Origin of the sequence: Kitasatospora cystarginea (assembly GCF_039533515.1) — a bacterium.
Classification (GTDB): Bacteria; Actinomycetota; Actinomycetes; order Streptomycetales; family Streptomycetaceae; genus Kitasatospora; species Kitasatospora cystarginea.
Genome location: NZ_BAAATR010000022.1, coordinates 1 through 13,129, shown reverse-complemented (window position 1 = coordinate 13,129; position 13,129 = coordinate 1). Strand labels below are relative to the sequence as shown.

Genomic DNA, 13,129 nt, shown 5'->3' with positions numbered 1-13,129 from the left:
CCCCGTTCATCCCTATGGGTAGCCGGGCCCGTCCCCGGCGATTGACCGGACCGCCCGCCCGGAGTCAGCGGTACGTCGACACCTGCACCGAGCCGGTGACCTCGACCGGCTCCGGCAGCTCCGCCAGTGCCGCGCCGAGCGCATCGGGAGCGGTGTGCCAGGCGTTGGGACCCATTGCCACCACGGCCGCCGCATCCGTCCGTGACAGGCTGAGCCGGAACTCCACCTCGACCCGGTCGGTCCTGGTGAACCACGGGCTCAGCTTCTCCTCGACCCGGCGCTCCTTCTCCTCGTCCACCGACAACAGGCCCAGCGCCGCGACGAGTTCGCTCAGATGCCGGGAGGTCGGCGTGACCAGCAGCAGTCGGCCGCCCGGGCGCAGCACCCGGCGGATCTCCGGACCGTTCCTCGGCGCGAAGACGTTCAGCACCAGGTCGGCGCAGCCGTCCAGGAGCGGGAGCGGACGCCAGGCGTCGCAGACCACCGCGCCGATCCGGGGATGCGCCTTGGCGGCCCGGCGCAGCGCGTACTTGGAGATGTCGAGGGCGGCGCCCACACCGCCTGCGTGCTCCAGTACCTGCGAGAGGTAGTACCCGGTGCCCGCGCCCAGGTCCACCACCAGGCCGTCCGTCCGGTCCGCCGCCGCGGCCAGGGCCGCCGCGATCGGCCGGTAGTGGCCGGCGGCCAGGAAGTCGCTGCGGGCGGCGACCATGTCGGCCGTGTCGCCGGTCTTGGTGTGCGCGTCGCCTGCCAGCAGGCTGACATAGCCCTGCCTGGCCTGGTCGAAGCTGTGGCCCGCGGGACAGCGCAGGGTGCGCCCGTCGAGGGCCAGCCGCTGTGCGCAGTGCGGGCAGGCCAGATAGCGCTCGATGTCCTGCAGCAACGTCAGTGGTTCCTCGCCGTGTCGGATGAAACCCCCAGCCTAGGTGATCACCGCCCGGGCGCGGCCGGGACGGTACCGCCGACGGCGTCAGTCGGCGTCGCCGTCGTCCCCGTCGTCATCCCCCCGCACCTCCTCCTCCTCGGCCTCGTCCACCACCCAGGCGGCCAGCCGGTCGGCCACCCCGCTGACGCCGAGCTTGCCCTCCCGGATCGCCCGCGCCAGGCTGCGCACCTCGCGCGCGGTGGTGGCGACGCTGCAACCGCTGGCCACCAGGTACGCGTAGGCGACGGCGGTGGCGAAGAGCTCGTTGCTCCGCTCCAGCGCCGGTACCCGGATCAGCTGGTGCATCAAGGCCGCCGCCCGGTCTTGCGGTTCGGGGTAGACGGCGATGTCGAAGATCTCGGCCTGGTGCCGGGTGACCGCCGCGAGCAGCGATCCGTAGTCCGTGACCGGCGGGTCGCCGGGGGTGTACTGCTCAGCGGTCATGAGCAGCCACGAGAGGTCCACCTCAAGGTTCAACGGCGCACGTCCTGCAGGCCGTCGCCGAACTCGGCGAGGAAGGTCGACTCGTACTCCTTCATGAACTGCGCGGCGGCGTCGACGAACAGCCGACCGGTCTCGCCCATGTCCTGCCTGACAAGCCGTTCGATGTACTGGTTCATGCTGATCCCCTGCTGCTCGGCGCGCTCGCGCGCCATCTCGGCGGTGGCCGCATCCACCCGGACGTTCAGCTGCTTCTTCGCCATGACGTAACGCTAGCGTCATGTTGCTAGCACAACAAGGGCGCATTCCGACCCTCCCCGCGCCCTCCGTCACCCCAGTGCTCCCAGAAGACCGGAAATCGCCGCTGCGAGCGCTGGGGAACATACCCGCCCGGCCTCCGGGTCACCCCTTCGTGTGCAACACCACCGTGTCCGGATCCTCGGCCCGCAACACGGTCCTTCCGCGGATCCGGACACCGGCCGGGCCGGTCGGGTCCTCGCCTCGCGGCGCCGGGTTCAACTCAGCTCGGCCGAGTCCACCGCACCGCCACCGGCCTCGGTCGATCCGGCCGCACCGCCGCCGGCTTCCGGCGCGGCCGTCCAACTGCGCAGCAACAGTTCGAACGCGTCGACGACCACCTCGTCGGTGAACTCGTCGGGGCGCAGCAGCCGCTGGATCAGCAGACCGTCCTCCAGCGCGTGGACGATCAGGGCAAGGAACGCCGGGTCGGCCGGCGGTACCGCCCCGCGCCGCGCCAGCTCATAGCGCAGGCCCTCGGCGATGGCGGCGCTCGCCAGTTCCTCGCGCTCCGCCAGCAGCGGCCTGACCTCGGGGTTCCGCAGGGCGTGCAGGACGAGTTCCATCCGCAGCGCGAGCCAGTCCGCCAGGTGCCGCCCCCGCTCGCGGTGCCAGGTACGCAGCGCGGCCAGCATCTCCTCGAAGGACTCCGCGCCGCGCCCGATCTCCTCGACCTCCTGCCGCTCGTGCAGGGTGCGCTGCTTGAGGAGCTCCAGTACCAGGCCGTTCTTGTCCTCGAAGTTCCCGTAGAAGGCGCCTCGGCTGTAGCCGGCCCGCTCGGCGATCTGCTCGACCGAGGCCCCGTTGACACCCCGCTCGGCGAACAGCTCGGCGGCGGCCGTGACCAGCCGCTCCCGGGTCTGCTGCCTGGTCTCCTCGCGGGTCATGCGCCTGGGCGCCACACTGCCCTCCCTGCCACGGGACTCCCGGATACGGATCCGTACCGATATGCGGAAACGTATCAGGGGTGCCCGCGCAGCCCGCCGGAAACCGAACGGGGGCGCGCGGAACCGGGTGACTGGCCGTGCACGGCCGTACGGTTCCACGCGCCCCCGGGGCTCTCCGGGCCGACCCGGGACTACTCGGCGACCGGCTCCAGGATGGCCACGCACTCGAAGTGGTGGGTCATCGGAAACAGGTCGAAGGCCCGGAGCGAGACCGGGCGGTAGCCGCCTTCGCGGAAGAACGCCAGGTCGCGGGCGAGGGCCGCCGGGTCGCAGGCGACGTACGCGATCCGGCGCGCCTCCAGGCCGACCAGGTGGGCGACGGTCTCCCGGCCCGCCCCCGCGCGCGGCGGGTCGAGGACGATCAGGTCGGTGGAGGTGATCCCGGTGCGCGGGAGCAGCGACTCGACCTTGTCGCACTCGATCCGGACGTTGTCCACCGCGGCCAGGTTGTGCCGGGCGTCGATCACGGCCTGCTTGCTGGACTCGATGCCGAGCACCGCCCCGTCCTCGCCGACCCGGTCCGCCAGGGCTCCGGCGAACAGACCGACCCCGCAGTACAGGTCGAGGGCCATCTCGCCCCACTGCGGGTCGAGCCCGCCCAGGACGGCCTCCACCAGGGTGTCCGGCGCCTCGGGGTGGATCTGCCAGAACCCGCCGTTGCTCACCCGCCAGGTGCGCCCGGCGGCCCGCTCACGGACGAAGGTCCGGCCGTGCACCCGGTGGACGTTCCCCTGGTCGTCGATCCGGGTGATGGAGACCGGGCGGTCCAGCTCGACCAGCGGCAGCTGGGCACCGGCCCTGGGCGTCAGCACCACCTGGCGGTCCGAGGACCCGGTGGCGGCGATCGCCTCGATGCTCTCCACGCCCGACCAGTCGCGGGCCTCGATGCCCAGCTCGGCCACCCCGGGGGCGGCGATCAGGCAGCGGTCGATCGGCTCGACGTCGTGCGAGCGGTGACGGCGCAGCCCGGCCTTGCCGGTGGCGGGGTCGACGGCGTACTGCACCCGGCTGCGCCAGGCGGGCACCTCGCCCGCCGGGAGCTTGCCGCCGACCGGCTCGACGCTGCCGTCCCAGCCGGCCTCCTCGGGGGTCAGGTGGGCGAGCTTGGCCAGCTGCTCGGTGAGCACCTGCGCCTTGAGCTTGCGCTGGCCACCGGGGGTGACGTGCTGCCAGTCGCAGCCACCGCACCGGCCGGGGCCGGAGAACGGGCACGGCGCCGGGATCCGCTCCTTGGCGGCGTCCAGGATCTCCACCGCGTCGGCGCGCAGGAAGCGGGAGGTGGTGGTGCCCTCGGTGACCCGGGCGATCACCCGCTCGCCCGGCAGCGCGTGCCGCACGAACAGCACCCGGCCCTCGTGCCGGGCCACGCAGTGCCCGCCGCCGTGCGCGACCGGGCCCACCTCGACCTCGTAGCGCTCGCCGACCAGCGGGTCACCGCTCGGGGCCTTGGGCGCGCGCTCCGCCCTGGCCGGCTTGACCGTGCGCAGCGCCTTCGGCGGGCGGACGGCCTGCTTGCGCGGCGCGCTCTTCCCGGACGCGGCCGACTCGGCCCGGGCGGGCCGGTCCTGGGCCGCCCGGGGCTTCGGCTCGGCCGGGACGACCGGGGCGGTCTGGGCCGTGTAGCCCTCGCGGTCCGTGGCCGCCGGACGGGACGGCTTGGCTCCCCAGCGCGGGCGGGCGACCTGTCCGGGCTTGGCGGACTTGCCGGACTTGCCGGACTTCCCCGCGGAGCGGGACGGGTTGTTGCGGGTCACGAGGTCGAGTCCTTGCTGGCGTCGATGAGGTCGGTGCTGGGAGCAGCCGACTCTACGGGGCTGGAACCACCCGACTCTACGCGCTCGTGCCTGGGCTCGCCGCGCCGGACGGCCCCCGGGGCGGACCAGGCGCGCTGCTTCCCGCGCCGCTCCGAGGACTCCAGCTGCCAGGGCACCGAGGTCACCATGACACCGGGCTTGAACAGCAGTCGTCCCTTGAGGCGCAACGCGCTCTGGTTGTGCAGCAGGTGCTCGTACCAGTGGCCGACCACGTACTCGGGGATGTAAACCGAGACCACGTCGCGAGGGCTGCTGCGGCGCAGGTTCTTGACGTAGTCCAGGACCGGGCCGGTGATCTCTCGGTACGGGGAGTCCAGCACCTTGAGCGGAACCTCGATGCCCCGCTGGTCCCAGTCCTTGCGCAGCGCCTCGGTGTCGGCCGGGTCCACGTTGACGGTGACGGCCTCCAGCGTGTTCGAGCGGGCCAGCCTGGCGTACGCGAGGGCACGCAGGGCGGGCTTGTGGAGCTTGGAGACCAGCACGATGCCGTGCACCCGGGTGGGCAGCAGGGTGTCGTCCGCCTCCTCGGCGGCCTGCAGCTCCTCGGAGACCCGGTCGTAGTGGCGGCGGATCGCCTTCATCATCACGAAGAGCACCACCATGGTGGCGATCGCGATCCAGGCGTGACCGATCTTGGTGACCAGGACCACGATCAGCACCGCCGCGGTCATCACCAGGCCGAAGGTGTTGATCGCGCGGCTGCGCTGCATGCGCCGCCGGGCGGCCGGGTCGGTCTCGGTGCGCAGCAGACGGGTCCAGTGCCGGATCATGCCGGACTGGCTCATGTTGAAGGAGACGAAGACTCCGACGATGTACAGCTGGATCAGCCGGTTCGGGTCGGCACCGAAGGCGACGATGAACGCGATCGCGGCGATGGCCAGCAGGATGATGCCGTTGGAGAAGGCGAGCCGGTCACCGCGGGTGTGCAGCTGACGGGGCAGGTAGCGGTCCTGGGCGAGGATCGAGCCGAGCACCGGGAAGCCGTTGAAGGCGGTGTTGGCGGCGAGCACCAGGATCAGTCCGGTGACACCGGCGATGAAGTAGAAGCCCGGGGTGAAGTTGGAGAACACCGCCTCGCTGATCTGTGCCAGCGCGGTCTTCTGGTGGTAGTCCGCCGGTGCGCCGACCAGCTGGCCCACCGGGTCCTCGGCCATCTGGGTCCCGGTCAGGTGGGCCAGGTAGATGATCCCCATGAACATGGTCACCGCGATGGTGGCCATCATCAGCAGGGTGGTGGCGGCGTTCTTGCTCTTGGGCGTACGGAAGGCCGGCACGCCGTTGGAGATCGCCTCGACACCGGTGAGCGCGGCGCAGCCCGAGGAGAACGCCTTGAGCAACAGGAAGACCAGCGCGAACCCGGCCAGCGAGCCGTTGCCGTCGGTCGCCGCCAGGTGGAAGCCGGAACTCTCGGCGGGCATGTCGGCGCCGAAGGCGAAGTGCCGGACCACGCCGTAGACCACCATGCCCAGCACGCCGATCATGAAGGCGTACGTCGGGACGGCGAAGGCGGTGCCCGACTCACGCACACCGCGCAGGTTCATGCCCATCAGCAGGACCACCAGGGTCACCGAGAGCGCCATCTCGTGGCCGCGCAGCGCGGGCACGGCGGAGACCACGTTGGCCACCCCCGAGGTGGTGGAGACCGCCACCGTGAGGATGTAGTCCACCATCAGCGCGCTGGCCACCACCAGACCGGAGTTCGGCCCGTGGTTGACCGTGGCGACCTCGTAGTCGCCGCCACCACTCGGGTAGGCATGCACGTTCTGCCGGTACGAGGCGACCACCGCGAGCATCACGATGGCGACCACGACGCCGATCTGCCAGGAGAAGTGGATCGCGGAAACCCCGGCCAGCGAGAGGGTGAGGAGGATCTCCTCCGGGGCATAAGCCACCGAGGAGAGCGCGTCCGAGGCGAAGACCGGTAGCGCGATCCGCTTGGGGAGGAGAGTCTCCCCGAGCTTGTCGCTGCGCAGGGCGCGTCCGATAAGGATGCGTTTAGGTAGATCAGCAGGCATAGGCACGTAGGCATGGTAGGGGTTCGTGTCTAGATGTCGACTATGCCGGTGGCTACCTCCGTCGGGACTCCAGTCGGTGGACCGGCTAGCGTGTCGGATGATGAGCTTGAGGGGTGGTCCCGCTGCCCCGCCGCGCCAGGACCGAAGGCACGGCCTTGAAGATCACCCCCCGAAGACCGGGGCGAAAGGATGATGAGCGGTGTTTGCGCAGGTCATGACCCAAACGGACTGGGTGAGGTAGCCCCGTGCACATCGTCATCATGGGTTGTGGGCGCGTGGGCTCGGCCCTCGCGAGAACGCTGGAGAAACAGGGTCACTCGGTGGCCGTCGTCGACCAGGACCCGACCGCGTTCCGGCGCCTGGGCGCCGGTTTCAACGGTCGCCGGGTGACCGGGGTCGGTTTCGACCAGGACACCCTCAAAGAGGCCGGCATCGAGGAGGCGGGCGCCTTCGCCGCCGTCTCCAGCGGTGACAACTCCAACATCATCGCGGCCCGGGTGGCCCGGGAGAACTTCGGCGTCGAGCACGTCGCGGCCCGGATCTACGACCCCCGCCGCGCCGAGGTCTACCAGCGTCTGGGCATCCCGACCGTCGCCACCGTGCGCTGGACCGCCGACCAGATGCTGCGCCGACTGCTGCCGAGCGGTGCCGAGCCGCTCTGGCAGGACCCGAGCGGCAGCATCCAGCTGGCCGAGGTGGCCTTCGACCCGTCCTGGATCGGCCACCGGTTCACCGACCTCGAAGGGGCCGCGGGCGTCCGGATCGCCTTCGTCACGCGCCTGGGCGAGGGCCTGCTGCCCACGCCGCAGATGGTGGTCCAGGAGGGCGACCTGGTGCACGTCACGCTGCACCGGGCGGATCTGGCGGCCGTCGAGGCCGTGTTCACACGGGGTCCGCAGGAGGGTGAGCACTGATGCGAGTCGCCATTGCCGGAGCCGGGGCCGTCGGCCGCTCGATCGCGGGCGAGCTGTTGGAGAACGGCCACGAGGTCCTGCTGATAGACAAGAACCCCGGCTCCATCTCGGTGGAGCGGGTTCCGCTGGCGGAGTGGCTGCTGGCCGACGCCTGCGAGATCACCTCGCTGGACGAGGCGGCGCTGCAGCGCTGCCACGTGGTGATCGCCGCGACCGGTGACGACAAGGTCAACCTGGTCGTCTCGCTGCTCGCCAAGACCGAGTACGGCGTGCCTCGGGTGGTCGCTCGGGTGAACAACCCGAAGAACGAGTGGCTGTTCAATGAGTCCTGGGGCGTCGACGTCGCGGTCTCCACGCCACGACTGATGTCGGCCCTGGTCGAGGAAGCCGTCAGCGTCGGCGACCTGGTCCGGCTGATGCGCTTCAGCCAGGGCAACGCCAACCTGGTCGAGCTGACCCTGGCCGCGGACACCGACCTGGTCGGCACCCGGGTCGGCGACGTCACTTGGCCGGTCGACACCGCGCTGGTGACCATCATCCGCGAGGGCCGGGTACTGGTACCGGGTAAGGACGACACCCTGGACGCCGGTGACGAGCTGCTGTTCGTGGCCGCCCAGGAGCGCGAGGAGGAGCTGGAGGAACTGCTCTCCGGATCCGGCGCACGCTAGTCCGCACACCTGCATGAAAGGGCCGTACCCGACAACCGGGTACGGCCCTTTCATGCAGGTGGCCCGAGGTCCGGGCCCCGGAGCGAGGTCACTCCTCCTCGACCTGCGCCTTGATCGGCGGCGGCGCCTTGAGCAGGATCTGCCAGGTCACGTACATCGCCAGCAGCATCGGCGGGATTCCCAGGGCGACCTTGAGCCAACCGAGCAGATTGACGTTGCCGGTGAAGTACAGCGGGAAGAGGATCACCGGCTTGATGCCCATGATCACTACCCAGGCCCAGGTGGCCTTGGTGTACGCGGCCAGCCGGCCCGGGTTCTGGGTGCGCCAGGTGAACATCTCTCCGGTGATCGGGCCGAGCATCACCCCGATCAGCGGCCAGCGGGCCAGCGCGGAGACGGCCAGCGCGACGCAGTAGCCGACGTTGTAGAGCAGGCCGGGCAGGTAGAAGTCCTGGGCCTTGCCGGTCTTCATCGAGATCCATGCGCCGATCGCGACTCCGAACACGCCACTGAAGGCGTGCTGGATGGTCTCCCGCTTGAACAGCCGGACCACCACGAAGAGCGCGCTGAGCCCTAGCGCCGCCCAGGCCGCCGGGGCGACCTGGTGGGTGAGGTTGAAGGTGACGATGAAGACCAGACCCGGCAAGGTCATGTCGATCATGCCCCGGACGCCGCCGAAGGCCTGGAGCACCGTCTCGGCGGCCTCCTTGGACGCCGCGGCCTCGCGCGCGGCCGACTCCTCAGCCGTCTCCTGGACCGCTGGATTCCCGGGCTGCCGGGACGCCTCGTAAGCGGCGAACGTCTCGTCGGCCGACTCCACCACCGACTCGGTCAGGGTGTGCTCGACGTACCCCTCGAACTCGGCGGGCACAGCGGTACGGGCAGCGGGGTCGCCGCCTGGCAGATTGGTCACGCTCACTCGCTCCCGTGTCCGGCCGGACGCAGTTCGTAGCGGGGGTTGAAGAGGACACGGCGTCCCCGGGCGTAGCTGATCCGGCCGGAGGCCACCAGCCTCCGGCCGGGCACTATCCCGACGATCGCCCGCCGTCCCAACCAGACCACGTCCAGCGCGTCACTGCCGTCGAAGAGCTCGGCCTCCAGCGCGGGCACGCCGGCCCGGGGCCGGAGGGTAACGGTGCGCAGGGTGCCCGCCACGGTGACCACCTCACGGTCCCCGCAGCTGGCGATCGGGGTACATCCCGACTCCGCCGTGTCCCGCCGCAGCTCCTCGGCCTGCAGCTCCTCGGAGGAGGAGGTCAGGCGGCTGAGCATGCGCCGGAGACGGCCCTGCGGCTGCGTGCCGCTGTTGTCACCACTCATGCCCGAAGGGTACCGGTTTCAAGTGTTCGAACGGCAGGGCCGCAGCCCCGGCCGGTCCGCGTCGGGCCTCCCAAAGCCCGTCGCTCAGGACTCGAAGCGGTAGCCCATGCCCGGTTCGGTGATGAAGTGGCGCGGGTGCGAAGGATCCGACTCCAGCTTGCGGCGCAGCTGGGCGAGGTAGACCCGCAGGTAGTTGGTCTCGGTCCGGTAGGCGGGGCCCCACACCTCCTGGAGCAGCTGGGTCTGACTGACCAGCCGGCCCGCGTTGCGGACCAGGACCTCCAGCAGATGCCACTCGGTGGGGGTCAGCCGGATGTCCCGGCCGTCCCGGTTCACCTTCTTGGCCGCCAGGTCGACGGTGAAGCTGTCGGTGACGACCACCGAGTCGTCCTCCCCCGCGACCGGCTCGGCACGCCGGACCGCGGCCCGCATCCGGGCCAGCAGCTCGTCCATGCCGAACGGCTTGGTGACGTAGTCGTCCGCACCGGCGTCCAGTGCCTCGACCTTCTCGTCCGAGGCGTGGCGGGCGGAGAGCACGATGATCGGGACACGGGTCCAGCCGCGCAGCCCCTTGATCACCTCGACGCCGTCCATGTCGGGCAGGCCCAGGTCCAGTACGACCACGTCCGGATGGCGGGCGGCGGCCAGTTCCAGGGCACTCGCCCCGTCATGGGCCGCGTCCACTTCGTACTTGCGGGCCTTGAGGTTGATCACCAGGGCGCGGACGATCTGCGGTTCGTCGTCCACGACAAGAACCCGGGTCATTCGGGCTCCGCCTTTCGGTTCGGTGACAGCTGTGGCTTTTCAGGGAAGTTGACGTCGGGCAGGTCGACGGCGGGCAGGGTAACCACCATCGTCAGCCCGCCGCCAGGGGTGTCCTCGGCGGTGACGGTGCCGCCCATCGCCTCCACGAATCCCCGGGCGACGGCCAGACCGAGACCGACACCCGCGCCGCGCGGGGCGTCGCCGTAGCGCTGGAAGGGCGCGAAGATCCGCTCCTTGGCCGCCTCCGGCACTCCCGGACCGCGGTCCACCACCCTCAGCTCGACCCTGGCCGCACTGCCCGGGGGATGCAGCGCATCGGCCTTGACCAACACCTTCACACCATCGGGACTGTACTTGACGGCGTTCTCGATCAGGTTGGCCAGCGAACGCTCCAGCAGCCCGGCATCGGCGTGGATCATCGGCAGGGTCTCCGGCACGTCGAGCTTGACGGCGTCCGCCGCGACCCCGCCGAGGGCGAACGGGACCACCTCGTCCAGATCGGTCTCGTGGATCAGCGGGGTCACCGTGCCGGTCTGCAGCCGGCTCATGTCGAGCAGGTTGTTGATCAGATGGTCGAGCCGGTCCGCCCCGGCCTCGATCCCGGCCAGCAGCTCGGCCTCGTCCGCCTCGTCCCACTCCACGTCCTCGGCCCGCAGGGAGCTGACGGCGGCCTTGATCCCCGCGAGCGGGGTGCGCAGATCGTGCGAAACGGCGGCGAGCAGAGCGGTGCGGATCCGGTTGCCCTCAGCCTCACGGCGGGCCGCGGCGGCCTCGCGGGCCAGTCGGCGGCGCTCCAGCAGGACTGCGGCCTGGGCGGCGAACGCGCCGAGCAGCCGCCGGTCCTCGGCCGGGAGCACCCGGCCGCGCAGCACCAGGGCCAGCTCGGTGCCGACCGGGACGTCCACGTCGCCGTCCTCGGGCCGTTCCGGCGGACACGACCCGGCGCTGGCGGCGATCCGCCACGGGGAGTGCTCGCCCGAACGCTCCAGCAGGGCCGCGGAGTCCTGCTGGAAGGTCTCCCTGACCTGATCGAGCAGGACGGTGAGCAGGCTGTCGCCGCTGGGCGCGCCACGCAGCACCGTACCGGCGAGAGCACTGAGCGTATGGGCCTCGGCCTGGCTGCGGGCGGCCTGCTGGGTGCGCCGGGCAGCCAGGTCGACGACCGAGGCCACGGCTATGCCGACTGCGGTGAAGATGCCCACCGCCAGGATGTTCTCCGGCGAGGAGATGTCGAGCGTGTGCAGCGGCGGGGTGAAGTAGTAGTTCAGCGCCGTGGAACCGACCAGGGCCGAGGCGATCGCCGGGAACAGTCCGCCGACCAGCGCCGCGCACACCGTCAGCGACAGGAAGAGCAGCATGTCGGTGGAGAGCCCGAGCCCGTGCGCATGGGTGAGGAGCACCGCCAGCAGCAGCGGTCCGACCACACCGATCAACCAGCCGGCCACCGTACGGGTCCGGCCGAGGTCGGTGACCTTGCGGATCGGGATCCTGCCCCGCCCCTTGGCCGCGTGCTCATGGCTGACGATGTGCACGTCGATGTCGCCGGAGTCCCGGGTCACCGTGGCACTCACGCCCGGTCCGTAGGTGTACTGCCAGGCCCGGCGCCGGCTGGAGCCCAGCACGATCTGGGTCGCGTTGACGCCCCGGGCGAAGGCCAACAGTGCGGCCGCCGGGTCGTCGCCGAGCACGGTGTGGAAGGTGCCGCCGAGACTCTCCACCAGGGCCCGCTGCTCGATCAGGGCCTGCGGCGAGCCTGCGCCCGCCAGACCGTCCGAGCGGGAGATGTGCACGGCGAGGACCTCACCGCCGGAGCCCTTCGCGGCGATCCGCGCGGCCCGGCGGATCAGCGTGGCGCCTTCGGGGCCGCCGGTGAGACCGACCACGATCCGCTCCCGCGCCTGCCAGGTGCCCTTGATGCCCTGTTCCTCGCGGTACCGCTGCAGGTACTCGTCCACCCGGTCGGCGGTCCAGAGCAGGGCGAGCTCGCGCAGCGCCGTCAGGTTGCCGACCCGGAAGTAGTTGGCACACGCCGCGTCGATCTTCTCCGGCGCGTACACGTTGCCGTGCGCCAACCGGCGGCGCAGGGCCTGCGGCGACATGTCGACCAGCTCGATCTGGTCGGCCCGCCGGACCACCGCGTCCGGAACGGTCTCACGCTGCCGAACCCCGGTGATCCCTTCCACCACATCACCGAGGGACTCCAGGTGCTGGATGTTGACGGTCGACACCACGTCGATGCCGGCGGCGAGGAGTTCCTCGATGTCCTGCCATCGCTTGGCGTTGCGGCTGCCCGGCACATTGGTGTGCGCCAGCTCGTCCACCAGCGCGACGGCCGGCTTGCGCGCCAGGATCGCGTCGACGTCCATCTCGGTGAAGATGGCGCCCCGGTGGACCACCTCGTGACGGGGAACGGTCTCCAGCCCGTCGATCAGCTCGGCGGTCAACCGCCGATTGTGGTGCTCGACGAACCCGACTACCACATCGGCGGTGCCTCGGGCCTGCCGCCGGTGCGCCTCCGCGAGCATGGCGTACGTCTTCCCGACCCCGGGCGCCGCCCCGAGATAGATCCGCAGCCTGCCGCGTGCCATACATCCCATTTTTCGTGCCGCCCGGAAGCCGTGCCTCCGGACACCTGTTCGCTGGTTTCGAGACTACGGCTTTGAATGCGGATTTCCGCTGATCGGACCAGTGAATCGGCGGTTTTAGCAGGTTTTTGACGGTCGCGGGTCGGCCGGAGCCGCCGGTACGGAGTAGTGCACCGTGGTGTACCCGGCCGCTACGGCGGGCCGGAGGCGTCACGGAGTGGCAACGGGAGCCGGCTCGGTGTGCGGGTAGCCGGACCCACGGACCTGGACGAGGATGGCTAGTCGTCGATGGCCCGGGGGTTCCGATCCGGTGCCGACCAGGTGTCAACCGCGTTGGTGTTCCGGACGGGGCCTGTCTCCGGATTACAGGATTCGGGAATGCCCGGAAATGCGGAAAGCCCCTCCCGGTATCCCCGGGAGGGGCTTTCACTAAAAATT

The 13,129-nt window shown here is 70.7% G+C and carries 12 protein-coding genes; 2 read left to right on the top strand and 10 right to left on the bottom strand.

The genetic code is table 11. From position 1 onward, the window contains the following. Nucleotides 1-64: 64 nt before the first annotated feature. The 6 genes from ABD369_RS23090 to ABD369_RS23065 form a co-directional block, all read right to left on the bottom strand. Nucleotides 65-883: a putative RNA methyltransferase gene (locus ABD369_RS23090; protein ID WP_344638418.1), complete on the bottom strand. Its 819-nt coding sequence runs from the start codon at nucleotides 881-883 to the stop codon at nucleotides 65-67. A gap of 87 nt (nucleotides 884-970) precedes the next feature. Further along, nucleotides 971-1,402: a fic family toxin-antitoxin system, toxin component gene (locus ABD369_RS23085; protein WP_344638417.1), complete on the bottom strand. Its 432-nt coding sequence runs from the start codon at nucleotides 1,400-1,402 to the stop codon at nucleotides 971-973. Then, nucleotides 1,399-1,629 (bottom strand): toxin-antitoxin system HicB family antitoxin, encoded by a 231-nt coding sequence (locus ABD369_RS23080; protein ID WP_045304440.1) that lies wholly within the window; start codon nucleotides 1,627-1,629, stop codon nucleotides 1,399-1,401. The genes ABD369_RS23085 and ABD369_RS23080 overlap by 4 nt, the downstream gene beginning before the upstream one ends. 252 nt (nucleotides 1,630-1,881) lie before the next feature. Further along, a complete protein-coding gene (locus ABD369_RS23075) occupies nucleotides 1,882-2,565 on the bottom strand; it encodes a TetR/AcrR family transcriptional regulator (RefSeq protein ID WP_344638416.1) in 684 nt (227 codons plus the stop codon). A 176-nt stretch (nucleotides 2,566-2,741) separates the two neighbouring features. Next, entirely contained in the window at nucleotides 2,742-4,037 is a 1,296-nt protein-coding gene (locus ABD369_RS23070) for a class I SAM-dependent RNA methyltransferase (RefSeq protein ID WP_344638514.1), read from the bottom strand. 323 nt (nucleotides 4,038-4,360) lie between these two features. Continuing rightward, a complete protein-coding gene (locus ABD369_RS23065) occupies nucleotides 4,361-6,439 on the bottom strand; it encodes an APC family permease (protein ID WP_344638513.1) in 2,079 nt (692 codons plus the stop codon). A gap of 245 nt (nucleotides 6,440-6,684) precedes the next feature. Here ABD369_RS23065 and ABD369_RS23060 point away from each other — a divergent pair, with 245 nt between their 5' ends. Then, nucleotides 6,685-7,353, top strand: coding sequence for a potassium channel family protein (locus ABD369_RS23060; protein ID WP_344638415.1), 669 nt, complete (start codon nucleotides 6,685-6,687; stop codon nucleotides 7,351-7,353). Beyond that, a complete protein-coding gene (locus ABD369_RS23055) occupies nucleotides 7,353-8,021 on the top strand; it encodes a potassium channel family protein (protein WP_344638414.1) in 669 nt (222 codons plus the stop codon). The genes ABD369_RS23060 and ABD369_RS23055 overlap by 1 nt, the downstream gene beginning before the upstream one ends. 88 nt (nucleotides 8,022-8,109) lie before the next feature. Here ABD369_RS23055 and ABD369_RS23050 read toward each other — a convergent pair whose 3' ends face one another. From ABD369_RS23050 to ABD369_RS23035, 4 genes are all read right to left on the bottom strand, one after another. Continuing rightward, nucleotides 8,110-8,934 (bottom strand): DUF3159 domain-containing protein, encoded by an 825-nt coding sequence (locus ABD369_RS23050; protein WP_344638413.1) that lies wholly within the window; start codon nucleotides 8,932-8,934, stop codon nucleotides 8,110-8,112. 2 nt (nucleotides 8,935-8,936) lie between these two features. Further along, complete coding sequence (locus ABD369_RS23045) at nucleotides 8,937-9,341, bottom strand: OB-fold nucleic acid binding domain-containing protein (RefSeq protein ID WP_344638412.1); 405 nt, start codon at nucleotides 9,339-9,341, stop codon at nucleotides 8,937-8,939. A gap of 84 nt (nucleotides 9,342-9,425) precedes the next feature. Then, complete coding sequence (locus tag ABD369_RS23040) at nucleotides 9,426-10,106, bottom strand: response regulator (protein WP_344638411.1); 681 nt, start codon at nucleotides 10,104-10,106, stop codon at nucleotides 9,426-9,428. Then, nucleotides 10,103-12,694, bottom strand: a complete 2,592-nt coding sequence (locus ABD369_RS23035) for an ATP-binding protein (protein ID WP_344638410.1) — start codon at nucleotides 12,692-12,694, stop codon at nucleotides 10,103-10,105. Before ABD369_RS23035 ends, ABD369_RS23040 begins: the two co-directional genes overlap by 4 nt. Nucleotides 12,695-13,129 lie beyond the last annotated feature (435 nt).

Coding starts and splice junctions, on each gene's coding strand:
- ABD369_RS23080 (WP_045304440.1), bottom strand. CDS start 1,629: ATGGCGAAGAAGCAGCTGAACGTCCGGGTGGATGCGGCCACCGCCGAG.
- ABD369_RS23065 (WP_344638513.1), bottom strand. CDS start 6,439: ATGCCTGCTGATCTACCTAAACGCATCCTTATCGGACGCGCCCTGCGC.
- ABD369_RS23055 (WP_344638414.1), top strand. CDS start 7,353: ATGCGAGTCGCCATTGCCGGAGCCGGGGCCGTCGGCCGCTCGATCGCG.
- ABD369_RS23045 (WP_344638412.1), bottom strand. CDS start 9,341: ATGAGTGGTGACAACAGCGGCACGCAGCCGCAGGGCCGTCTCCGGCGC.
- ABD369_RS23040 (WP_344638411.1), bottom strand. CDS start 10,106: ATGACCCGGGTTCTTGTCGTGGACGACGAACCGCAGATCGTCCGCGCC.
- ABD369_RS23035 (WP_344638410.1), bottom strand. CDS start 12,694: ATGGCACGCGGCAGGCTGCGGATCTATCTCGGGGCGGCGCCCGGGGTC.